The following is a 23,175-nucleotide window of genomic DNA, read 5'->3' on the forward strand; positions in this document are numbered from 1 at the left end:
TTACCTCAGGCCGCAGAATCTGGCGATGGCTTCATAGGTTTGCGGCGTGCTGGCCAGCAGCGCGAAAAGCACGAACCAAAGGCCCAGCAAGTAATGCCAATAGATGGCACAGAGCTCTACGCTGGCGCCAAGTTGCGCCAGTGGCACATGACGCAGAAATCTGGCGACGATCCAGCACCAGGCGATCAGCCCGCCCAGCAGGTGGAGCCCATGCAGGCCGGTCAACAGGTAGAAGAAACTGTTGGCCGGATTGCTGGCGACAAAGTAGCCCCAGGCGACAAACTGCTGCCAGACCCAGAGTTGCCCCGCCAGAAAGGCAATGGCAAACACACCCCCCAATGCAAAACCAATGACCGTTGCGCCCAGCCGAGCCTTTCGGGCGGCCATACGCGACCATTGCAGTGCGATGCAACTCAATACCAGAAAAGCCGAATTCAGCCAGAGCGGCCGGAGATTGCCTAACGGCGCCAAAGGCTCTGTCAGGGGTAGCCAATCGGCCATTTGAGAGCGGGCAATAAAGGCGATCAGGAAGAGGAAGAATAACGAACTCACCACCACCAGAAACAAGCGCAGGCCTACCCTTGCGGTTTGCCTTCTATCGGCATCCTCGGCGGCCTGCATACCCTCAGGGTCGCGACTCCAGCTGCCGCCGGGATCAGCGCCGTCGGCGATTTTCAATAGCAGCCTGTTCATGTCTTGATGTCCGCCTTGGTTCCGGCACTGAGTTGCCGCATCTGCTCCAGCTCCTCGGCGGAGACCGTTTGCGGCACGAAATCCTGCTCTATGCCCGGCACACTGTAGTCATAGGCCCAGCGATGCACGACCGGCAACTTCTCTCCCCAGTTACCGTGTTTCGGCGGGGTGTCCGGCGTTTGCCATTCCAGGCTGGCCGCACCCCAGGGGTTACTGCCTGCGGGCTTGCCCTTGAATGCACTCCAGGCCAGGTTGAACAGGAACAGCAACTGGGAAACGCCGACAGTCAATGCGATCACCGTAATGAAGGCATTCAAGTCTTGCGCGGACTGCGGGATGAACGCGTAGTTTTCATAGGCGTAGTAACGACGTGGCATGCCCTGGAAACCCAAGTAGTGCATGGGGAAGAAAATGGCGTAGGTGCCCAGAAAGGTTATCCAGAAATGCAACTTGCCCAGGGTGTCGTTCAACATGCGCCCGGTGACTTTCGGGTACCAGTGATAAATGCCGCCGAACACCACCAGTACCGGGGCTACCCCCATGACCATATGAAAATGGGCCACGACGAAATAGGTGTCCGAGAGCGGGATGTCCACGATCACATTGCCGAGAAACAACCCGGTCAGACCGCCGACCAGGAAGGTGACGATAAAGGCCAGGGCAAACAGCATCGGCACCGTCAGGTGGATGTCGCCGCGCCACAGGGTCAGTACCCAGTTATAGACTTTCAGCGCCGTCGGCACCGCGATGATCAAGGTAGTGACAGCGAAGAAAAAGCCAAAGTACGGGTTCATCCCACTGACATACATATGGTGCGCCCAGACCACAAAACTGAGTACGCCAATCGCAATAATGGCCCACACCATCATTCGGTAGCCGAAGATATTTTTACGCGCATGGGTACTGATCAAGTCGGAGACCAGACCAAACGCAGGGAGAGCGACGATGTAGACCTCCGGGTGGCCGAAGAACCAGAACAGGTGCTGGAACAATATCGGGCTGCCACCCTGGTGATCGAGCTGCTGCCCCAGCGAGATCATCGCCGGCAGGAAGAAGCTGGTGCCCAACAGCTTGTCGAACAGCATCATGACCGCACTGACGAACAACGCCGGGAAGGCCAGCAAGGCCATGATCGAGGCCATGAAGATGCCCCATACCGAGAGCGGCATGCGAAACAAGGTCATGCCGTGCGTGCGCGCCTGCAACACCGTGGTGACGTAGTTCAACCCGCCCATGGTGGCGGCGACAATAAAAATCGCCAGTGAGACGAGCATCAGGACAATGCCCCACTCGACCCCCGGTGTCCCCTGGGTAATGGACTGTGGCGGATAGAGCGTCCAGCCCGAACCTGTGGGGCCGCCAGGGACAAAAAAACTGCTGAGCAACACCAGTACCGCCACCAGGTAGAACCAGTAGCTGAGCATGTTGACATAGGGGAAGACCATGTCGCGGGCGCCCACCATCAGCGGGATCAGATAGTTGCCGAAACCACCCAGAAACAAGGCTGTGAGCAAGTAAATGACCATGATCATGCCGTGCATGGTCATCGCCTGATAGTAAGTACTGGCGTCCATGAACGCCAAACTGCCGGGGAAACCTATCTGCATGCGCATCAAGCTGGACAACACCAGAGCGATAAGACCCACGAAGATGGCCGTCAAGGAATATTGAATGGCTATGACCTTGTGGTCCTGACTCCAGATATATCTGGTCAGGAAACTCTTGGGCTCGTGCAGTGCTTCTGTCTCGGCTTGCTCCGCATAGGCCATCACGTCATCCTCCTGCCGAAGTTTCAGTGCATTCCTGGCTGTTTTACGGCTACTTCCCTGGCTCCGCCTTGCTCGCATCAGCGTCAGCATTCGCTTTGGATTTGATAAAAGCGATCAGTGCATTGAGCTCCTCGTCACTCGGAGCCAGGGCCGGCATGACGGCTGCATAGCCCTTGACGATTTTGGCATTGGGATGCAGAACCGATTCTTTGATATAGCCCTCGTCGACCTTTACGCTCGTATCGTCGGCAAGGGTTTGCGTCTTGCCATACAGGCCCTGCCAGCTGGGGCCGACGCCCTTGTTGCCATCGACACTGTGGCAGGCCAGACAGCCGAGCGACCCGGCCAATCGCTGCCCCTGCGCCACCAGGTCTTCACCCGGGCTCGACGCTTCGCCGGTCGAAGGTTCATCGTCTTGCCCCGCTGCGCCCAGTGATTTGATCAGGGCGATGACAGCGCCCATTTCATCGTCTTTGAGAGTATAGGCCACCATCACCGGCGGGTAGCCCTGTACCAGCCGGGCCTTCGGATCGAGAATCGACTCTTTCAGGTAGGCCTCGTCGACCACCGCACTGGTGCCATCGGCAAACTGTTCAGTGCGGCCGTACAGCCCTTTCCATCCCGGGCCGAGACTGGCACTGCCATCCTGGCTATGGCAGGCCTTGCAGCCGAGCTGTTCGACCAACTGGCGGCCTTTTTCCAGCACGCTGTCGCGACCGGGTTTGGCAGTTGTCGTCAATGTCTGCGCAAAAGTCGGCTGGCCGTTGAGCCATTGATCGAAGACGCCCTGCTCTTCCACGATCATATGGCCGCGCATGTTGTAATGACCTACACCACAAAACTCAGCGCAAAGGACTTCGTATTTTCCGGTTTTAGTTGGCGTAAACCAAAAGTACGACACCATTCCTGGCACCATATCCATCTTGCTGCGAATTTGCGGTACATAGAAATCGTGCAGGACATCTTTAGCGCGCAACAAGACTTTCACCGGCCGGTCGAGCGGAAGGCGAACTTCATTATTCATTACAAGCACATCGTCTTGCCCTGCAGGATCCTTGGGATCAAGGCCGAAGGGATTGGCGGCATCAATAAACCTGATATCCGATTTGCCCAGCTTTGCGTCCTGGCCGGGAAAACGAAAGGCCCACTGCCACTGTTGGGCGACCACTTCAAGTTCGTAAGCCTCTTTCGGTACCCGGATGAAGTCGTTGTAGACAACAAGGCCTGGCGCCAGCATCCCGGCAATACCTACCGACGTAATGATAATTAACCACAGTTCCAGCTTTTTATTTTCTGGCTGGTAGGCCGCCCTGGCGCCCTCCTTGTGACGATACCGCATCACCGCTACAGCCATGAATACCGTGATGGCAATGAAAAATATTCCGCTAATGATCAGGGTGATGAACAGGGTGGTGTCTATGGAACCCCAGTTGGAAGCTGCCGGTGTCGCGTGCCAAGGCGCCAGTATGTGGAATAGCACTGATGCAATAACGATTAGTATCAGGACAATTGCTATTGCCATTTCCTCTTCATCCTATTCCTGTTGTTCATTGGTTATGCAAAAGCATCGCCACTGACGTCCAAGCAGGGCAGACAAATACCACCCATCGGGGCGGCAAAGTCAGTAAGAAGTATAGAGCCCATCGGGTTGTACGTGAGGTTGGCAAGCGAGGCCCGGCGACCGGCTATACTGAATTTCTGATGACGGACAGCAGGGTCGACCAGAAGCGGCGCCAAAAATCGAACCCTGCCCTTGTGCAGTCATCCAACATAAGTGATGGCATCGAGCAGGAACGATAGCTACAGATTCCAGCAATCCACATGGGAGGTTTCGTCATGAGTGCCCTGACGATCGAAGGTTGGTGCAAAACCAGCGGCGCCCAAAAGTCCACCCCGATGGGGGAAGTTCATTTCTACGTCGACGGCCCTCTGCACCTCCGTCTGGAGCAGGCCGAAGAGCACTTGCAGAAGACCCACGAGCCGGAAGCCATGGTCGATGTCGATATGGACTCGATGGATCTGATCATGCCCGAGGGATACGCCCCCTTGTCCGACTGTCAGATGCGTGTCTATTTGCACCACGAACGCGGACAGTTCCATCTGGTTGGACACCGGGCGAGTGACGGCAGTTTGATCTACACCAATGCGGTGTTGATAGATCAGCTGCTTGAGTAGCGGTTACGTGATTCTCGGCATCGATGTTTCTCCTCGGGTAATGTGCGGTGCCGAAAACTCACTCGTCTATTAAACAGAATTCAGTGTGTTGCTTCGACCGGTTGAAACCACAGTTAGAAGCGGCCCTTCCGCCCCGTTAAATCCACCTCGCCTCAGGGACAAGTAGCCCCTACCAAAAACAATCGGTGAAACAGGGCCGCTACTCTCTCCAAAAATGGGGTACTACACCCACCCAACCAGGCGTTTACCACCAACTTTGAGGAATATTCCCCCCTCCCCCCTTTCTCTCGCTTGAAACCCCTCGCAAACAGCTTGTTAATTAATTTGAGTTTTTTCTTCGCCCTATTGAAATGGCTCATTAGTTGCACCACCCCTGGTACCCGCAACAGCTGTCGTCCCGGACATCATGGAGACGGCGGGGCTCGCCGGATTCGGCATGACGCGAGGGGTAGGAAATGAAACGCGCGACACCATGCGGTCCATCGCCTTACTGCCCAAGTCAAGCCTGTGGTGCGTGTTCCACGCAAAAGTGAGGATGAGTGATGGCTTCCACTGATAGATCAATTGCTCGAATCACGAAACGGCCGATGGCCCTTTATAAGCAGCTGGCCGAGTTGGGCCTGATGTTTATCGCGTTGGTGATGACGCTGGCGTTGTCCGCTGTACTGGCGATGGAATTGACCCTTGGAGTGTTCTGACGAGTTATTGCTCATGCGACGAGCGCCCGTTTTACCAGGCACCCATGTAAAGAAAGCGGTTATGGGAGGTGTGTCATGTGGAATCAGCCTCTGATGATTGTGGCGATCTACCTTGCCATCACCCTCTGCATCGGCTGGTTGTGGTCCGTTACTATCCTGTATTGGCTTTGATGCAATGGAAAAAGTGAATCACCACCTGATTTTATGAACACACATGACCGGCAGCCATGTGTCGGTCAGGGGAATCGAAGGTCAGCCGGTCAGATGGTCCATGGGGGCGCGGGGGTAAACTTTGACTCGATCCATTGTTTGAACGCGACGACCACGGCACCCGGAAACTTGGCTGATGGCCTGACCAGGTAGACCCCACCGGCGGTATCCAATTGCCAGTCAGGAAGGACCTGCAACAGTCCCCCGGCAGCAACATCACGACTCATCAACCAGTCACCTGCCCCCAGTATTCCCGCATCGGCGCAGGCCGCTGCAAGTAATGATTCGCTGTCGTTGGCCGTCAGGTTTCCTTTGGGAGAAACCGTCTGCAGTTCATTGCCGCGATGGAGTCTCCACTGAGGAAAAGACGCAAGGCCACTGAAGCGAAGGCAATTGTGCCTGATCAGGTCCTGTGGCGTTTCGGGCATGCCGTGCTTTGTGATGTAAGCAGGCGAGGCACACAGTATCCGGCGATGGTCACTCAGTTTTTTGGCTATCAGCCGGCTGTCGTCCAACTCTCCGATTCGGATCGCTGCGTCAAAACCTTCATCGATGATGTCGACCAGACGCTCGCTATAGTCAGCGATGATCGAGACATGCGGATGAGCCTTGAGAAACTCCGGCAGCATCGGGCCAAGCCAACGTCTGCCCATGGCTGCCGGCAATGCAAGGCGCAAAGTACCGCGGATTTCGCTGGCGCCCTCGGACGCTTGCTGCTGCGCTTCATTCATCAATTCGATGGCTGAGCGAAGCCGTTGCTCCAGCCTGGCACCTGTTTCAGTAATTCGAACCTGGCGGGTGGAGCGCTCCACAAGCCGAACGCCAAGGCGCTTTTCCATTGCGGCGAGTCGTTTCGAAACGACGGTTGGGTGTCGCTGCAATAGCCGGCCTGCCCCGACAAACGAGCCTTGCGAGGCCACGGCCAGAAACGCAGCGATTTCGTCGCTGTGCTGATTGTTCAGAACATCAAGATTCATGGTTTTAGAATGATCGCCCCCGATGAACGCCCCGACTCCAGGTCCGCATGCGCCAATGCTGCGTCCGCCAGAGAGTAACTTGCCCGGACCGAAGGTTTGATAATACCTGCACCTATGGCGGCCAACACATCCTGCGCTCGTTCCTGGTACTCAGAGACACTCGCCGTATGGACTGCCAACGAAGGACGTGTCAGGAACAGCGAGCCTTTGGTATTGAGTGTCGACAGTTCTACGGCTGACGGCGCACCTGATGAGGCTCCGAACGATACCATCAGGCCTCGTGGTCGCAAGCTATCCAGGGATGCCTGGAAAGAAACACGCCCAATCGGGTCATAGACGACGTCGACCATTTTACCCTTGGTGATACGAGCGACCCGGGAAGCCAGGCTGTGCGCATCGAACACCAGGACTTCATCGCATCCCGACGCCAGAGCTTTCTCGACACTGGCCTGCTTTGAAACCACACCGATCACGATGGCACCCAAGTGTCTGGCCCACGGCACCATGATTTCCCCCAGCCCTCCGGCCACACCGTAGAGGAGAATGGTTGTACCGGGCCCCACAGGATAGGTGGCTTTCAACAGGTACTGCGCAGTGATGCCCTTGAACATGACGGCTGCTGCATCGTCAAATGACAGCGAATCCGGAATTCTGACCAGCCGCTCTGCCGGATAAAGCCGGGCCGAAGCATAGGAACCCAAGGGGCCGGTGGCATAGGCGACGCGATCCCCTACTCGCACGTTGCTGACACCCACACCCACAGCGGCGACACGCCCCGCGCCTTCCAGCCCAACTCCAGATGGCAAAGCAATCGGCACCGCCCCTTTTCGTTGGCTAACGTCGAGAAAGTTGACACCTACAGCCTCTTGCTCAAGCCATACCTCACCCTGGCCGGGCGCTTGTTCGCTCAGTGTCTCCAGGTTCAGTACTTCAGGGTTGCCGAACTGGATAAACCGGATCGCAGATACCATGGTCATCTCTCCTTCAGTCAGAAGCCGTTATCAAATGAGTGACCTCAGTGTGATAACTGACCTAATGATGAACAAGACTGGTTTATTGCAGGACATTAATGCACCTGTTGCAGCAATATAATCATGGATAGCACGCTTTACTACGTGGAGCATGTTGGTTTCATTGTGATTTTGGAGATGCCAAAGATTGCCTCCGAGAGTCCTCCATGGGTCGGATATAGCCCTCGGTGACAGGCAGAAATCGGCCAATACCCGACGCATGACAATCGGTCATGACATGTCATGACCTCCTTGAAAAACGGACTTTTTCCAGCAAATACGGGGGTTAAAGGACGAACGGTCGAGAGGCGTCAAGCGTGGGGAATTGCCGGGAGTTTGCAGCCACTACAGGCTTTTCAGGCAGGCGCGTTCGTCGCGGTCAAGTGAACTTCACTTTCACCACGTGTCACATTAAGTCCTTGTCAAGCGAACTTCAGTGGAGGTACAGCCTTATGAGCATGGCCACGATTGTCAGTGCCGTGATTTCCAGTCTCGCACCCAGTGTCTTTGACCAGAGCAGCCTGCAAGAACCCGGCGCGCATGTTTCAGCCGTCGAATACCACTACGGGATGGACATCGATGTGAAACGGGTACTGCAGCGCACCGATACATCCGACAAGACCGGCGTGGTACCGGTGACCCTGGTCTACGAAGACAGCGAGGGCGAGGTTCACAAGATCCGTTTCCTCGAATGGGGTGGAAGCCCCGCCGACCCTACCAGCATTGCCTGATTCGCTCGTCGATCGGGTTCCGGGCCTCACCGCCCCCCAGAAGCGGAAGTTAAACCTCCCATGCACTCAGTGCGATTGAGGTTTTTGGTTACCTGAAAATGGACATGATCGAATGACTAAAAGTTCATTCGAGAAACTCACTATTATCTTGCTGGCGTAATGTCGCAAGATTAACTGATAACAATTGCTGGATCTAAATGGCAGTCAGCAACGGTAAATTCCAATCAAGCCGTGCCGAGAGCCAAGTTGATTCACTATTGAAGCCAAGAGGTCACCATGGAACTTAGTATGTTTTCTTCGTCCACCGTGGAATATGTGCGTTTGGGCGTTGTATATTTTCATCTTATCGCCTGCTGTGTGGCAATCGGGCTGGTCTTGACCAGCGACATTGCAATGGTCAAGCAACTCCTGAAGGGAGATGCGTCAGGCCACCACGATGACGCGCACATGGAAAGCCTTCAGAAAACCGTAGTGCTTGCACTTGTAGCGCTCTGGATTACGGGCATTGGTATTGTCGGGATCGATTATGCCGGCAAGGGGATGGAATATTTCCTCAATCCAAAACTGCAAGCCAAAATCGGCATAGTAGTGCTGTTGACCTTTAACGGCATCCTGTTGCATAGCGCTGTATTGCCGGCACTGAAAAAAGCCGGTTCGTTACTCAAGCTCTCCTTCAGCCTGCGCATGCTGGCGCTGTTTTCCGGCGCCCTCTCTGGCGTGTCATGGTTCTATGCCGCCATGCTGGGTATTGGTCGTCCGCTGGCCTGGAAGTACTCGCTGGTGGAGTTGCTGGCAGCCTATCCGGTACTCATCGTCGGTGGTTTCGGGGCGATGGTACTGCTCACCGCCTGGGCAAAAGACAGAGACACCGAAGCGCGTTTGGAGCAAGACACCAGGCCCCTGGGAAACGCCGCCCTGGCTGGATGGTGAAGTCAGGTTGAACAAGGAAGTTCAGCTTTAGCCAATAAAATCCGTTGTTAGCCGTTCGCAAAATTTGAGTTGAGCGCCTGACCGGAAAAGTCTCCCCGCCGGGCGACGATAGTGAAATCTCAATTACCCGCAGTAGTCATGGAAACAGGCATCTATCGCTTACCCTTCATGCAGACTACGGACAGATATGCACCCCAAAGAACACCACATAGGGCAAGTATCAGCTCCGGATTGAAAACACTCTGATCGACCGGCGCCACCAGGATTTCGCTATAAAGACACATGGCGCCCGCGATCAACGCAAAAAAGTAGCCTGTCCGGTTTCTAGTCCGGCGCAGCAACAGAACCTTTTTCAGACCCTCGTCTTTCCATTCCTGTCGGGGTATGAGTTGGATCTCCTCCAGCAGCACCACTCCCCACAGCAATGCGCATAACCAATAACCTATCATCATGATGCCCTCCAGTTTGAACATTGATTCAACATGAATGCAGCGTGCACTCCGCGCTCAACTTGCGAGTATCAATTCCGGAGTCTTTTCTGACTCGTGAAACTTGCTCTCATGCATATCCTGAAGGCCATGGCGGTACAAGACTTTGACGAAGACAACTCCATTGAGCGAACGAAAATTTGTCGAGAGGTAAATATGCTTGATTGGAACGGCTCCCGCTATCGACGTTAGCAGGACATCTTTGTGGAGATTTCGACCAAGAGCTTGTAGCGATTCCACTACAAACAGTCTGGTGCCCGGCTGCGTCGGATGGCAGGGCGATCTAAGTCAACAGGCCGTTTTCGAGTGCATAGCGGGCCAATTTCGCGTTGCTGTCCATCCCTGTTTTTTCCAGGATACGTGCCCGGTACGTCGTGACGGTACTCGGGCTCAAGTGCAATATCTGAGCGATGCGGACAATTCTCTCGCCTGCAGCAAGGAGCTTGAGTACTTCAAGCTCCCGGTCGGATAGCGCTTCGTGGGGCGCCGCGTCGCCTTTGCCGATAGCGTTGACCAGTTTTTCCGCCAGCTCAGGGCTGACGTGCTTGCCACCTGAGGCCACCTTGCGAACTGCCGTAACCAGGGTGGCTGCGGAAATATCTTTAGTGAGGTAGCCCGCAGCGCCGAGCTTGATTGCGCGTAATGCATAGGCCTCGACCGAATGCATGCTCAGCATCAGAACGGCGAGCTTGGGCTTGTGCGCACGCATGAGTTTGAGGAGTTGGAGGCCGGTCTTGTCGGGAAGCTGAATATCCACCAGCGCCACGTCGAAATCCTGCTCCCGGACCAGGAGCATTGCGTCTTGTGCCGTCTCGGCTTCACCCGTTACGTCGATCTCGCCGGCAGTCTCCAGCATGCGTCGCACGCCGCTACGCACGATGCTGTGATCATCCACCAGCAAGACTCTGATTTTGTGGTCAATCATCTGTATTTTCCATTCGCACCCGCAAGGCCCCGGCCGTATCGTGTCTCGACGTACGGATGATGTTGAACCCGCCGACACAGTGGCGTGCGCTCATGCATTCCCACACCAGCCCTGCGGCCAGTGGCCAGCAAGCCATGGAATCTACTGCAGAGTTTGACGTTAGCAGGCACAGAGCACACTTGCACTTTTGCCTCAGGCGTTAGCGGCGCCTAAGCTCTTAGGATTGTCTGCACGCCCATGGGTAATGCCTTGCCCGTGGCATCAATTTTGACTGGACAGAGGCATCGCCACAGTGACGACACCGATCGAAGTTTTCGACATGAAGACGTTGCTGGCAGCGCTGAAGTCGTTGCGCAAAGGTGACTTCACTACGCGTATGCCGGAAGACTGGACCGGCATGCCGGGCAAGATCGCCGACACGCTCAACGAGATCATCGACATGGCAGCCGACACCACCACCGAATTCGAACGCGTGGCGCGTCTGATCGGCAAGCAGGGCAAGGTCGATGAGCGTATCGAATTGCCGATGATGAAAGGCTCATGGCAAAAGATCGTCAACTCGAGCAATGCGCTCACCAGCGACCTCATCAGCCCGATGAACGAGATCATTCGCGTTGTCGGTTCGGTTGCCGAGGGTAATCTGAACCAGCAGGTACCGCCGGTACTCAACGGCCTGAGACTGCGGGGTCAGTTCCTCAAATCCGCCGAGATCGTGAACACCATGGTGACGCGACTGGGTTCCTTCGCTTCCGAGGTGACCCGCGTGGCGCGCGAAGTCGGCACTGAAGGGATTCTCGGTGGGCAGGCCAATGTCAAAGGGGTGTCCGGCACCTGGAAAGACCTGACCGACTCCGTCAACGACATGGCCGCCAATCTGACCACCCAGATGCGCAACATCGCTTACGTGACGACTGCGGTGGCCAAAGGCGATCTGGGCAAGACGATTACCGTCGAAGCCAAGGGTGAGATTCTCGAGCTGAAGAACACCATCAATACGATGGTCGGCCAGCTCTCGAGTTTCGCTGCGGAGGTGACCCGCGTGGCGCTGGAAGTCGGTACCGAAGGCAAGTTGGGCGGTCAGGCGGAAGTGCGCGACGTTTCAGGCACCTGGCGCGACCTGACCGAATCGGTCAACGGCATGGCGGCCAACCTGACCACCCAGGTGCGCAACCTCGCACAGGTGACGACGGCGGTGGCGCGCGGCGACCTCGGCAAGAAAATTACGGTTGAAGCCAAGGGCGAGATTCTCGAACTGAAAAACACCATCAACACGATGGTCGACCAGCTCTCCAGCTTCGCCGCGGAGGTGACACGCGTCGCACTGGAAGTCGGTACCGAAGGCAAACTGGGCGGACAGGCCGAAGTGACCGGCGTGTCCGGTACCTGGAAGGACTTGACCAATTCGGTCAACGGCATGGCGGCCAACCTGACCACCCAGGTGCGCAACATTGCCGACGTGACGACGGCGGTGGCCAACGGCGACCTGTCACGCAAGATCACAGCCGAAGCGAAAGGAGAAATTCTCCAACTCAAGGAAACCATCAACACGATGGTGGACCAGCTCTCGACCTTTGCCGACGAAGTGACGCGCATGGCTCGCGAAGTGGGGACCGACGGCAAGCTCGGTGGCCAGGCCAAGGTGACAGGCGTCGGTGGAACCTGGAAAGATTTGACCGACTCGGTCAACAGTATGGCGGCCAACCTGACCAATCAGGTGCGCAACATCGCCGACGTGACGACGGCGGTGGCCAAAGGCGACCTGGGGCGCAAGATTACCGTGGAAGCCAAGGGCGAAATCATGGAGCTGAAGAACACCATCAACACCATGGTGGACCAGCTCAATAGCTTTGCCGCCGAAGTGACGCGGGTGGCGCGCGAAGTCGGCACCGAAGGAAAGCTCGGGGGACAGGCACAGGTGCAAGGCGTGTCCGGCACCTGGAGGGATTTGACCGAAAACGTGAACTTCATGGCCGCCAACCTGACCAGCCAGGTGCGCGGCATCGCGAAAGTGGTGACCGCGGTAGCCAACGGCGACATGAAGAAGAAGCTGACACTGGAAGCCAAGGGTGAGATCGCCGAACTGGCCGACACCATCAACGGTATGACCGATACGCTGGCGCTGTTCTCCGATCAGGTGACCTCGGTGGCGCGTGAAGTGGGCGTCGAGGGCAAGCTGGGGGGCCAGGCCAACGTGCCGGGTGCTGCCGGCACCTGGCGCGATCTGACCGACAACGTGAACGGTCTGGCGGCCAACCTGACCAATCAGGTGCGCGCAATTGCCGATGTGGCGACTGCCGTGACCAAGGGCGATCTGACGCGTTACGTGGAGGTAGAAGCAAAGGGTGAAGTGGCGGAGCTCAAGGACAACGTCAACGAGATGATCCGCAACCTGCGGGAAACCACGCGGCAAAACGCGGAGCAGGATTGGCTCAAGAGCAATCTGGCGAAATTCAACCGTCTGCTGCAGGGCCAGCGCGATCTGGCGGCAGTCTCCAAGATGGTGCTGTCTGAACTGGCTCCGCTGATCAACGCCCAGCACGGTGTGTTCTACATGATGAACGAGAGCCCGCCCGATCCTGCGAAACTCAAGCTACTGTCCGCTTATGCGTACAAGGGAAACATCAATGTGAACGATGAGTGGCGGCTCGGCGAGGGCCTGGTCGGGCAATGCGCCTACGAGAAGCGGCGCATCCTGCTGACCGATGTACCCGCAGATTACGTCGCGATTTCATCCGGACTGGGTGCCGCCGCCCCGCTGAACATCATCGTGTTGCCGATCCTGTTCGAGAACAAGGTCAAGGCCGTCGTCGAAATGGCTTCGTTCACGCGCTACAGCATCATTCATCAAACCTTCCTTGATCAGCTGGCTGAATCGATTGGTATCGTGCTCAACACGATCGAAGCCAATATGCGTACCGAAGAACTGCTCAAGCAGTCGCAATCGCTGGCGCAGGAGCTGCAAAAGCAACAAGAAGAATTGAGACAGACCAACGAGGAACTGGGGGACAAGGCTGGACTGCTGGCGGAGCAGAAAGCCGAAGTCGAGCGCAAGAACCGCGAAGTCGAAATCACCAAGCTATCGCTGGAGGAGAAGGCGGAGCAACTGACACTGACCTCGAAGTACAAGTCCGAATTCCTCTCCAGTATGTCCCATGAGCTCAGAACGCCATTGAACAGCTTGCTGATCCTGGCCCGCCAGCTCAGCGACAACGCGGAACACAATCTCACTCCCAGGCAGGTCGAATATGCCAAGACCATCCGTAGCGCGGGCAAGGATCTGCTGGAGCTGATCGACGAGATTCTCTATCTGTCCAAGATCGAGTCGGGTACCGTCACACTGGATCTGAATGAAGCGCAGTTCGCCGATCTGCACGACCAGATCGAACGCACCTTCCGGCCGGTCGCCGAAAGCCGGGGCCTCTCCTTCACGATTGAACTGGCGACTACCCTGCCCCCCGTCATCCGGACCGACGAAAAGCGCCTGCTGCAGGTGGTCAAGAACCTGCTGTCCAACGCCTTCAAGTTCACTGAGCAAGGCAGCGTCAAGATCAGCATCGCGCCCGCTGTGTCCGGGTGGAGCGTGGATAACAGCGAACTCAATCGTGCCGATGCGGTGGTCGCCTTCGTGGTCACCGACACCGGCATTGGCGTCTCTGCCGGCAAGCAAAAGCTGATCTTCGAAGCGTTCCAGCAGGGCGATACCGGAACCTCACGAAAATACGGCGGCACCGGCCTCGGCCTGTCGATCAGCCGCGAGCTCGCACACCGGCTGGGCGGTGAGCTGCGACTGATCCCCGGTGAGATCGGCAAGGGCAGTACTTTCGCGCTGTACGTGCCCTTGCGTACACAGGATGCCCAGGGTCAGACGCTAGACGAATCAGCGACAGAGGCAGTACCTGGCCAGGTCAAGCGCGACCTCATGTCAAACCCGACTGCACAGGTACTGGACGACCGCGAGTCTGTCCAACCCGGGGATCAAGTGCTGCTGATGCTCGAGGGCGACGCCCGATTCGCCAGCATTCTGCTCGAGGCCGCGCACCAGAAGGGGTTCAGGGCTATCGTCACGACCCGTGGCGCGGATGCGCTGGAGCTTGTCGAGCGCTTCAAACCCGCCGCGATCACGCTGGACCCGGGCCTGACGGACATCGATGGCTGGTCGCTGCTCGAACAGTTGAAGCGCAATTTCGCCACGCGTCACATCCCGGTCCAGATCATCTCGATCGCTGACGACCACACCCGTGGGCTGCGCTATGGCGCTTTCGACTATCTGCTCAAGCCGGTCACAGCCGACGAGATTCAAAATGCGCTGGCCGCCATCGTGGCATTCGCTCGGCGCAAGACCCGGGACCTGCTGCTCATCGACGGCGACGAAGGGAACCGTGCCCGCATCCTCGATCTGCTCGATAACACCGACGTGAAGATCACAGCGACCGACAGCGGCGCTGACGCCATGAAGAAACTGGCAAAGAAACGCTACGACTGCATGGCAATCAATCTCAAACTGCCCGACGCATCCGGCATCAGGTTTCTCGAGGCGTTGCAGGAAGACCACGCCATGCGTGAATTGCCGATCGTCGTCTATGGTGCAGAGACGCTGACCAAACCGGAACACGAGCGTTTCAGGACACTGCTCGGCAAGAGCGTCATCAAGGCCGTTCAGTCCCCCGAGCGCATACTCGACGAAACCGCTCTGTTTCTACACCGTGTCGTCGCCAGGCTGTCGCAGACCCAGCGCAGAATGCTGGAAAAACTCTATGAAGGTTCGGACAGTCTCGAGGGTAAAAAGGCCCTGGTGGTCGACGATGACGTGCGCAATATTTTTGCCCTGACCAGCGTGCTTGAGAGCAACAAAATGTTGGTGGCCACGGCCGAAAACGGCCGAACCGCCATAGAACTGCTGCAGCAGCAGCCCGATACCGACATCGTGCTGATGGACATCATGATGCCCGAGATGGATGGCTTTGAAACCATGCGCCAGATCCGTACATTCAAAAGATTTGAAGCCCTGCCCATGATTGCGCTGACGGCCAAGGCGATGATGGGCGACCGTGAAAAGTGCATCGAGGCAGGAGCCTCGGACTATGTCAGCAAGCCGGTGGATACCGACCAGCTACTGTCACTGATGCGCAAATGGCTCTATCGATGATTCTGTGCCGCGCTCATTGCGCGACAGCAAAGGTGGCAAAGTGCGCAAGGCCGGCTCGACTTTACCGGTGTTGCCGTAACGGCAAGAGGCGCTAGCGCAAACCGAAGTGGCATAAATATGCAGCAGGAACCCCCGGTATTCAATGAAAGAGCCCAGGTGCGGCACCCGCTCCCGCCTGATGGCGTGCCAGCATCCGTGTTGCTGGTGGATGACAATCCCGCCAAGCTCACGGCGCTCGCCGCGGTGATTGCCGACATGGGCCTCGATATTGCCACGGCGACTTCCGGACGCGAGGCGCTGCGCCTGCTATTGCAGCGCGACTTCGCCGTCATTCTGCTCGACGTGAAAATGCCAGTGATGGACGGTTTTGAAACCGCTGCACTCATTCACGGCCGCCCGAAGTCGGCCCACACGCCCATTATCTTCGTCACGGCGGAGGCCGACACCGATTCCGAGCGTTTCCGCGGTTATACGGCCGGCGCAGTCGATTACATCTTCTCGCCGATTGTGGCCGAGGTTCTTCGCGCCAAGATCCAGGTGTTTGTCGACTTGTTCTACTTGCAGCGCAAACTGACGATGCAGGCCGAAGAATTGCTGCAATCGAAGCTGCAGCTGCGTGAACTGGCCTCCTATCAGGAGCACATCAAGGAAGAAGAGCGAAAGCGGATCGCACGGGACATCCATGACGAGCTGGGACAGAGTCTGCTGGCGTTGCGTATCGATGTCTCCATGTTGCAGACGCGCACCAGTACCATGCACCCCAAGCTCAATGAAAAGGCCAGCGATGCCCTGAATCACCTCGATACAGCCATCCGCAGTGTCCGCAGTATCATCAATGATCTTCGGCCACCCGTACTCGATCTGGGATTGCAGGCAGCGATCGAGTGGCAACTTGAAGAGTTCCGTCAGCGCAGCGCGATCGATTGCACGATGTCGGCGAAAGATGAAAACTTCCGTTGCGATCTGAATGAAAAATCCGCCACCACTCTGTTCCGCATCGTGCAGGAATCGCTGTCGAACATTGCCCGGCACGCGCAAGCGACACAGGTGCATATCGAACTCTCCAGGGAGGGTCGCCGGCTTTACCTGCAGATCAAAGACAACGGCGTAGGCATGGCGGATCGCAAAAAACTGAACTCGTTCGGGTTGGTGGGGATGAAGGAACGCATCAGCATGCTGGGCGGGGAGTTCACGATCGACAGCGCACCGGACAAAGGAACGAGATTAACGATATCGCTGCCACTGGACTGACCCGGCTGGCATCAACACCAGAACAACCACACTGCAGCCCTGCCATACTGTTCAACATGACCAGTGCAACTTTCCGCTTCTACGAGGAGCTCAACGATTTCCTGCCGGCCGAACGGCGGCGGCAACCCTTCACCTGTGAGTGCGCGCAAGGGGCGACGGTCAAGCACATGATCGAGGCGCTCGGGATACCGCACACCGAGGTCGAACTGGTGCTGCTCAACGGCGAGTCGGTGGGCCTGGAGCGGGTGATCCTCGACAATGACCGGCTGGCGGTGTATCCCAAGTTCGAAGCGCTGGACATCAGCCCGCTGCTCAAGGTTCGTGCACAACCTTTACGGGTGCTGCGTTTCGTCGCGGATGCGCACCTTGGCGGGCTGGCCAGCCTGCTGCGCATGAGCGGCTTCGACACCCTCTACGACAATGGCTTCGAGGATAGCGAGATCGCCGAGATCGCTGCGCAGCAAGGACGCATCGTGCTGACCCGCGACCGAGAACTGCTCAAGCGGCGAATCATCAGCCACGGCTGTTATGTGCATGCCCTGAAACCGTCGCTGCAGCTGCGCGAATTGTACGAGCGCCTCGACCTGGCGCGTAGTGCGCGGCCATTCAGCCTGTGCCTGCATTGCAACCTGCCGCTGCACGAGATCAGCCTGGAACTGGCCCGGACGCAGGTACCGCCACGCATTGGCGTCCTCTATTCGCACTTCCTGCGCTGCGACGCCTGCCAACGGGTTTACTGGGAAGGTTCGCACTGGCGCGGTATGTGCGCATTGCTGGCACCGCTGCTGAATCGATAGCCGCCAGTCCTTGGCGGGCAAAATAACAAAATTGCCATGTGCTCCCTTCGTTCCTTCTTGCGTCGCACTGTTCATTGCCCGTTCCCGTACGTCTGGAGTTTTCCCAATGCCCTCGCCTCATTCCTTGCCCGCTGCGCTGCTGGGCCTGGCCCTTGTTTATCCGGCCATGACCGAGGCTCAGGGCCTGGAGCTGGGACAAGTGCTGATTGGCGCTGAGGACCAGAGCGACGAAGACCAGGGGATCGAGGACGCCAGGGCCCGGCTGGCCCAGGTGCCCGGCGGCACCAACGTGGTCGACATGCGCCGTCCGTTGCAGGGCCGCGTGGCCAGCAATCAGGATGTGCTGGCTTACCAGCCGGGGATCTATGCCCAGTCGGCGGGCAACGAAGGGGTGAAGATTTCGATCCGCGGATCGGGAATCAACCGTGCACCGGGCGCCCATGCCTCGGGGCTGTACACCCTGCTCGACGGTCTGCCGCTGACCGGCCCCGGCGGCACGCCCTATGAATTGCTGGAACCGCTGTGGCTCGACCATGTGCAAGTGCTGCGCGGCGCCAACGGATTCGACCGGGGCGCCCTGGCTCTTGGCGGGGCCATCGATTACGTCAGCCATACCGGCTACAACGCGCCGAAGTTGCAGGTACGCTACGCAACGGGCAGTCACGGCTATCAGCAGCGCCAGGTCAGCTCCGGACAGGTGCTCGGCGCCTTCGATTACTACGTGGCCATGACCGACGCCAACGCCGACGGCTATCAGGACCACACGGCCAGCGAGAGCCAGGGTGTCATCGCCAACTTCGGCTATCGCTTCAACCCCAATCTGGAAACACGCTTCTACCTGCGTCACCGCCAGACCGACAACGACCTCGCGGGACGGGTGACCAAACACTCCATCGAGCATGACCCACGAGCGGCCAACCCAGCCTACGTGGCGCGGGACGACCGCCGCGACGAGCCGGGCAGCACCTTTATCGGCAACAAGACCACCTGGTACATCGATGACGATTCGAGCATCCAGACCGGCCTTGTCTACCACGACTATCCCATGGACCTGAGCGAGGGCCCCAACCGCCTGAAGGTGGCGTACACGGATGTCAGCGGCACGTTCGACTACAAGCGTCGCGACACGCTCTGGGGGCTGGAAAGCCAAAGCACCCTGGGCCTGCGAGTGACCAAACACCTGCCCAACGCCGGTGCCAGCGAGTTCGTGCGTATCCCCACCGGCAACACCGCCGGTTACGCACCGGGCACGCTGATTCGCAACTTCACCTACCAGGGCTCGGACACGGTCCTGCATGTCGGCAATGACCTGGAGATCGCCGACGACCTGTGGCTGACCACCGGCCTCGCCGCGATCTACACCCGCCGTGAAAGCGCTGTCACCTACCCGCAGGAAGGTGGCAAGACCAGCCTGCACGACTGGGACTACGCCCCGCGCGTGGGCCTGCGCTACCAACTGACACCGGACCTGCAACTGTTCGGCAATCTCAGCCGCTCGGTCGAGGCGCCACATCCGTGGTCGCTGATCTATAGCTCGAACATCCGATTCCCCGCCGGCAGTGGCGTCGCCACGGGCGCCCAGCGCGAACCGGTCACGCTGCAAAACCAGACCGCCACCACCCTGGAAATCGGCGGCCGTGGCGATAGCACGCTGGGGCAGTGGAGCCTGGCCTGGTACTACGCCCAGGTGCGCCACGAACTGCTTTCGGTGCTGCCGGACGCCAACGCCACCACGCCCTACGAGCTCAACGCCAGCCCGACCGTGCACCAGGGCGTGGAAGCCAGCCTGCTGACCCCCCTCTGGTCGCCGGACGATGGCGGTCAATTGAGCCTGCGCCAGAGCTATACCTTCAGTGACTTCCACTACCGCGACGATGAGCGCTTCGGCGACAACCGCCTGCCGGGTCTGCCGATGCACTATTACCAGGGCGAACTGCGCTACGACTGGCCACAAGGCTTCTTCGCCGCGGTCAACACGCAATGGGTGTCGAAGGTGGCCGTCGATTACGCCAACAGCTACTACGCCGATCCCTATGCCATATTCGGCGCAACCTTGGGCTACAACGCGCCCAAGGGTGACTGGCAGACCTGGCTGAACCTGCGCAACCTGACCGACAAGCACTATGCCGCCACGGTCACGCCGGGCTACGACGACAAAGGGCTGGACGCGGCACGATCCACCCCCGGCGAGGGCATGGCAATGTACATCGGGGTGTCGTGGAGCCTGCTCTGAGGCCGTCTACCTCACTTCGTAAACGCACACAACCGCGCGCGACGACTAAGCTTTTGTAACGCCACTTCGTCCCTCAAGGAGCTATCCATGAGCGCCGCCGCCCTGTCCGAACTCGATGCCGCCCTGCCCGGCCTGACCCGCAAGATCCGCGTGCTGGATGCCCTGTCCTGGCCGGACGGCGTCGAGGAAGACTTCCTGACGAAATGGCGCGGCGGGCGGGCCGGGTTACCCAAGGTCCAGTTGCAACCCCGCGACCACAGCGCCGACATCGCCGCCCTGGAAACCTTTATCCGCCGTTGCGACGTGGGGCATCCGGCCGGCAATTACCTGGCCATGACCGCCCGTAGCTATGCCACGGCCGGACACATGCTGGGAGCCATCGGTACTCCCGCCTTTACGCAGTATTCATCCGCGCTGTACCGGCGCCCGGATTTCTATTACACACGCCTGCAACTAAGCATGCTTGACGCGGCCCGGTTCTTCCTCAAGACCACCGACGCGCTGCTGGGCAGTGCGCGGATTCCACCCTGCCCGGCCGAGATCCCGGCCAAGGCGTTCGCCGCCTGGATTCAACCGGAACTGGACCGATTCTTCGGCGTCGGACAAATCACGGTCGTGCTCGATCCGAACCTGGCCGCCAAGGCCATCGCCGGATCGAGCCGCATTCGCCTGCGGGCCAGCGCGCTGTTCTCGGAACTGGACAAGCATCAGCTGTTGCAACACGAGGCTTTCGTGCATGTCGCCACGGCACAGAACGGTGCGCGCCAGCCCAACCTCACGAGCCTGGGCCTGGGGGCGCCCCGCACCACCCAGACCCAGGAAGGCATTGCCACCCTGGCCGAACTGTTCACCGGCAGCATGGACATCAACCGCCTGCGGCGCCTGGCCCTGCGCGTGCTCGCCGTCCAGCAGGCACTGGAGGGTGCGGATTTCATCCAGGTGTTCGAAGGTTTTCTGGCGGCCGGACAGACAGAAGAGGAATCCTTCCGCTCAACCCAACGGGTGTTCCGCGGCGCCGACCTGCGGGGCGGTTCGGCGTTCACCAAGGACGCCGCCTACCTGACCGGGTTGCTCGGCGTCCACACCCTGCTGCGCATTGCTATCCGCGATAACCGACCGGAACTGGTCGGGCATCTGTTTGCAGGGCGCCTCAGCCTGGCTGACACCGTGCGCCTGGCGCCCCTGTTCGAGTCTGGCTGGCTCAAGGGGCCGGTCTATCTTCCGGCCTGGGCCAGCGACCTGCGCCTGCTGGCCGCCAACCTGGCCTTCTCGGCGTTCATCGCCCAGATCAAGCTGGAGGTGCTGGACCTGGATGTGTTCATGGCATTCGCCGAAGAACACGAAAGCGATGCCAGTGCACATTGACCAGGAACAGGATCACACCGTTTGAAAGTCAACCTGGCTTTTTAAAATCAACTGCTACCATTAGAAAGCGGTGTCGAGGCCAGGCTCTGTGGCTTGCAAAGTCGGCTTCACCTGCCAGGGATTGATCCACTCATTTCAAGCCTGCCTGACCCCATGGGGGGTGCAATGCACAATCCATTACTTTACGCGTTGTCGGCCGTACTGTTCTTGAGCGGATCGTCCTGCCTGGCACTGGGTACGGAGGGGATCGCTGCAGCACCTGCCCCGGTTCCGGCACCCGCCGCAGCACCCGCACCGGCAAGCACAGCCAATGCAGCGCCCGTCGCCCCGGCGGCCAAGGATCCGGTATTCACCCAGGAACAACTGGATCAGATGCTGGCGCCCATTGCGCTTTACCCGGACCCACTGTTTGCTCAGGTGCTGATGGCCACCACCTACCCCGGGGAAGTCGGCGAGGCGGTCAACTGGTCCAAAGCGCACCCGGACGCCAAGGGTGACGACGCGGTCAAACAGGTGGCGAACCAGCCCTGGGATCCGAGCGTGCAGGCACTGGTCGCCTTCCCGCAGGTTCTGGCATTGCTCGGACAGGATCCCGTCTGGGTCCAGCGCCTGGGCGATGCCTTCCTGGCGCAGCCCGACGATGTCATGGAAAGCGCGCAACGCTTGCGGCGCCAGGCACAGGCCGCCGGCAACCTGCAGAGCAACCAGTATCAGAACGTGACGATCCAGAATGTCGCGGCACCGGCTCCGGCGACCACGACTGCGGCACCGGCTCCAGCCCCTGAATCGGCCCCCGCCAGCAACTCCACCATCATCATTCAGCCTGCCGATCCGCAGGTGGTGTACGTCCCCACCTATAACCCAACCACCACCTACGGCACCTGGCCCTATCCGGCGTCGCCGCCCGCGTACTATCCACCGCCACCGGCCTATTACCCTGGTCAGGCCCTGATGGCCGGACTCGCGTTTGGTGCCGGAGTGGCGATCATTGGATCGTTGTGGGGTGAATGTGACTGGGGCAATAACGACATCGACATCGACGTCAATCGCTACAACAACATCAATGCCAACAACCGGATCACCAACAACAAATGGCAACACAACCCGGTGCACCGTAATGGCGTGCCCTATCGAGACAACGCAAGCCGCGCACAGTACGGCCGCCAACTCAACGGTGCCAACCAGCGTGAAGCCTATCGCGGGGACAATGCCCAACGCGCCCAGGCCCGTGAAAATGCCCGCACCTCAATGGACAGGCACGGTATCGAACGACCTGCCACCAGCAACCGCGAAGCCCGTGATCAAACACGCAAACTCCAGTCCGGGGCCTCGGGCGGCGACCGGTTACAGGCCGGTGCAGACAGACCGAAGGCCGCGGACAGAAGCCAGGGCACGGCCAGGAACACCCGGGAGAACCAGCAACCCAGGAGAGAGACCCAGCAACCCAGGAACCAGAGCGCCCAGTTGAATCAGCGCAGAGAAGGCTCCGCGCAGACGCGGCAAGCGACGAATAAACGGCCTGCCGCCAGTGCCGGCAGTGCCCGCAACAATGCGTTCGCCGGCGCACGCTCACCGTCCCAGGCCAACGTCCAGGCCAATCGTGGCCGGGCCAGCCAGGTTTCCGCCCAACGCCCCAGTGCTTCGCGATCAGCCGGCCACCAGGTCAGCCGGCCGTCCAATCCACCATCGCGTCAAAGGGGGGGCCGTCGTTGAACAACCATCCTCGATTGAAGGGACTCACGGGCTTGCTCCCTCATGTCCTGGTTATAGCCGCCGG

The 23,175-nt window shown here is 58.7% G+C and carries 16 protein-coding genes; 9 read left to right on the forward strand and 7 right to left on the reverse strand.

Annotated elements, in window-relative coordinates; all coding sequences use genetic code 11:
* Genes J4D25_RS03960 through J4D25_RS03970 form a run of 3 tightly spaced genes read right to left on the reverse strand, consistent with a single transcriptional unit; the run spans position 1 to position 3,984 of the window.
* Positions 1–693 carry a cytochrome c oxidase subunit 3 gene (locus J4D25_RS03960; protein WP_057715334.1) on the reverse strand — a complete coding sequence of 231 codons (693 nt, stop codon included), beginning with the start codon at positions 691–693 and terminating at the stop codon, positions 1–3.
* Positions 690–2,462, reverse strand: coding sequence for a cytochrome c oxidase subunit I (gene ctaD, locus J4D25_RS03965; RefSeq protein WP_057715335.1), 1,773 nt, complete (start codon positions 2,460–2,462; stop codon positions 690–692). The genes J4D25_RS03960 and ctaD overlap by 4 nt, the downstream gene beginning before the upstream one ends.
* Before the next feature lie 49 nt (positions 2,463–2,511).
* Entirely contained in the window at positions 2,512–3,984 is a 1,473-nt protein-coding gene (locus J4D25_RS03970; RefSeq protein WP_057715336.1) for a cytochrome c oxidase subunit II, read from the reverse strand.
* 314 nt (positions 3,985–4,298) lie between these two features.
* Between J4D25_RS03970 and J4D25_RS03975 the strand changes: the two genes are divergently transcribed.
* Positions 4,299–4,637 (forward strand): hypothetical protein, encoded by a 339-nt coding sequence (locus J4D25_RS03975; protein ID WP_057716632.1) that lies wholly within the window; start codon positions 4,299–4,301, stop codon positions 4,635–4,637.
* Positions 4,638–5,595: 958 nt separating this feature from the next.
* Here J4D25_RS03975 and J4D25_RS03980 read toward each other — a convergent pair.
* Both J4D25_RS03980 and J4D25_RS03985 read right to left on the reverse strand, forming a co-directional pair.
* The gene (locus tag J4D25_RS03980) at positions 5,596–6,522 is read right to left on the reverse strand and encodes a LysR family transcriptional regulator (protein WP_057715337.1); all 927 of its coding nucleotides are present in this window, start codon (positions 6,520–6,522) and stop codon (positions 5,596–5,598) included.
* Positions 6,519–7,493, reverse strand: coding sequence for a quinone oxidoreductase (locus J4D25_RS03985; protein ID WP_057715338.1), 975 nt, complete (start codon positions 7,491–7,493; stop codon positions 6,519–6,521). The genes J4D25_RS03980 and J4D25_RS03985 overlap by 4 nt, the downstream gene beginning before the upstream one ends.
* 491 nt (positions 7,494–7,984) lie before the next feature.
* Here J4D25_RS03985 and J4D25_RS03990 point away from each other — a divergent pair, with 491 nt between their 5' ends.
* Positions 7,985–8,263 (forward strand): DUF2790 domain-containing protein, encoded by a 279-nt coding sequence (locus tag J4D25_RS03990; protein ID WP_057715339.1) that lies wholly within the window; start codon positions 7,985–7,987, stop codon positions 8,261–8,263.
* Positions 8,264–8,539: 276 nt separating this feature from the next.
* On the forward strand, positions 8,540–9,193 hold the full coding sequence (locus J4D25_RS03995; RefSeq protein ID WP_057715340.1) for a hypothetical protein: 654 nt from the start codon (positions 8,540–8,542) through the stop codon (positions 9,191–9,193).
* Between the two features lie 152 nt (positions 9,194–9,345).
* On the opposite strand, the gene J4D25_RS04000 is transcribed toward J4D25_RS03995, so the two are convergent.
* A complete protein-coding gene (locus J4D25_RS04000) occupies positions 9,346–9,666 on the reverse strand; it encodes a hypothetical protein (RefSeq protein ID WP_241781142.1) in 321 nt (106 codons plus the stop codon).
* Between the two features lie 298 nt (positions 9,667–9,964).
* On the reverse strand, positions 9,965–10,606 hold the full coding sequence (locus tag J4D25_RS04005) for a response regulator transcription factor (RefSeq protein WP_057715341.1): 642 nt from the start codon (positions 10,604–10,606) through the stop codon (positions 9,965–9,967).
* A gap of 319 nt (positions 10,607–10,925) precedes the next feature.
* Between J4D25_RS04005 and J4D25_RS04010 the strand changes: the two genes are divergently transcribed.
* The 6 genes from J4D25_RS04010 to J4D25_RS04035 all read left to right on the forward strand — a co-directional run bounded on the left by J4D25_RS04010 (position 10,926) and on the right by J4D25_RS04035 (position 23,111).
* Positions 10,926–15,752: a HAMP domain-containing protein gene (locus J4D25_RS04010; RefSeq protein WP_219733043.1), complete on the forward strand. Its 4,827-nt coding sequence runs from the start codon at positions 10,926–10,928 to the stop codon at positions 15,750–15,752.
* Between the two features lie 117 nt (positions 15,753–15,869).
* The gene (locus J4D25_RS04015; protein WP_057715343.1) at positions 15,870–17,003 is read left to right on the forward strand and encodes a response regulator; all 1,134 of its coding nucleotides are present in this window, start codon (positions 15,870–15,872) and stop codon (positions 17,001–17,003) included.
* Positions 17,004–17,059: 56 nt separating this feature from the next.
* Positions 17,060–17,800, forward strand: coding sequence for a Mut7-C RNAse domain-containing protein (locus J4D25_RS04020; RefSeq protein WP_057715344.1), 741 nt, complete (start codon positions 17,060–17,062; stop codon positions 17,798–17,800).
* A 106-nt stretch (positions 17,801–17,906) separates the two neighbouring features.
* Positions 17,907–20,033 carry a TonB-dependent receptor domain-containing protein gene (locus J4D25_RS04025; protein WP_057715345.1) on the forward strand — a complete coding sequence of 709 codons (2,127 nt, stop codon included), beginning with the start codon at positions 17,907–17,909 and terminating at the stop codon, positions 20,031–20,033.
* Positions 20,034–20,120: 87 nt separating this feature from the next.
* Positions 20,121–21,398 carry a flavohemoglobin expression-modulating QEGLA motif protein gene (locus J4D25_RS04030; RefSeq protein ID WP_057715346.1) on the forward strand — a complete coding sequence of 426 codons (1,278 nt, stop codon included), beginning with the start codon at positions 20,121–20,123 and terminating at the stop codon, positions 21,396–21,398.
* A gap of 165 nt (positions 21,399–21,563) precedes the next feature.
* Positions 21,564–23,111, forward strand: a complete 1,548-nt coding sequence (locus tag J4D25_RS04035) for a DUF3300 domain-containing protein (RefSeq protein WP_057715347.1) — start codon at positions 21,564–21,566, stop codon at positions 23,109–23,111.
* The last annotated feature ends 64 nt before the right edge of the window (positions 23,112–23,175 follow it).

Source organism: Pseudomonas sp. GW456-L13 (assembly GCF_017350115.1).
GTDB lineage: Bacteria > Pseudomonadota > Gammaproteobacteria > Pseudomonadales > Pseudomonadaceae > Aquipseudomonas > Aquipseudomonas jessenii.

Bases quoted from the DNA above. Each gene is read 5' to 3' on its own strand.
- J4D25_RS04010 (WP_219733043.1), top strand. From the start codon at position 10,926: ATGAAGACGTTGCTGGCAGCGCTGAAGTCGTTGCGCAAAGGTGACTTC.
- J4D25_RS04030 (WP_057715346.1), top strand. From the start codon at position 20,121: ATGAGCGCCGCCGCCCTGTCCGAACTCGATGCCGCCCTGCCCGGCCTG.
- J4D25_RS03975 (WP_057716632.1), top strand. From the start codon at position 4,299: ATGAGTGCCCTGACGATCGAAGGTTGGTGCAAAACCAGCGGCGCCCAA.
- J4D25_RS04005 (WP_057715341.1), bottom strand. From the start codon at position 10,606: ATGATTGACCACAAAATCAGAGTCTTGCTGGTGGATGATCACAGCATC.
- J4D25_RS03985 (WP_057715338.1), bottom strand. From the start codon at position 7,493: ATGGTATCTGCGATCCGGTTTATCCAGTTCGGCAACCCTGAAGTACTG.
- J4D25_RS04025 (WP_057715345.1), top strand. From the start codon at position 17,907: ATGCCCTCGCCTCATTCCTTGCCCGCTGCGCTGCTGGGCCTGGCCCTT.
- J4D25_RS03970 (WP_057715336.1), bottom strand. From the start codon at position 3,984: ATGGCAATAGCAATTGTCCTGATACTAATCGTTATTGCATCAGTGCTA.
- J4D25_RS04020 (WP_057715344.1), top strand. From the start codon at position 17,060: ATGACCAGTGCAACTTTCCGCTTCTACGAGGAGCTCAACGATTTCCTG.
- J4D25_RS04015 (WP_057715343.1), top strand. From the start codon at position 15,870: ATGCAGCAGGAACCCCCGGTATTCAATGAAAGAGCCCAGGTGCGGCAC.
- J4D25_RS03995 (WP_057715340.1), top strand. From the start codon at position 8,540: ATGGAACTTAGTATGTTTTCTTCGTCCACCGTGGAATATGTGCGTTTG.
- J4D25_RS04035 (WP_057715347.1), top strand. From the start codon at position 21,564: ATGCACAATCCATTACTTTACGCGTTGTCGGCCGTACTGTTCTTGAGC.
- J4D25_RS03980 (WP_057715337.1), bottom strand. From the start codon at position 6,522: ATGAATCTTGATGTTCTGAACAATCAGCACAGCGACGAAATCGCTGCG.
- ctaD (WP_057715335.1), bottom strand. From the start codon at position 2,462: ATGGCCTATGCGGAGCAAGCCGAGACAGAAGCACTGCACGAGCCCAAG.
- J4D25_RS03990 (WP_057715339.1), top strand. From the start codon at position 7,985: ATGAGCATGGCCACGATTGTCAGTGCCGTGATTTCCAGTCTCGCACCC.
- J4D25_RS03960 (WP_057715334.1), bottom strand. From the start codon at position 693: ATGAACAGGCTGCTATTGAAAATCGCCGACGGCGCTGATCCCGGCGGC.
- J4D25_RS04000 (WP_241781142.1), bottom strand. From the start codon at position 9,666: ATGTTCAAACTGGAGGGCATCATGATGATAGGTTATTGGTTATGCGCA.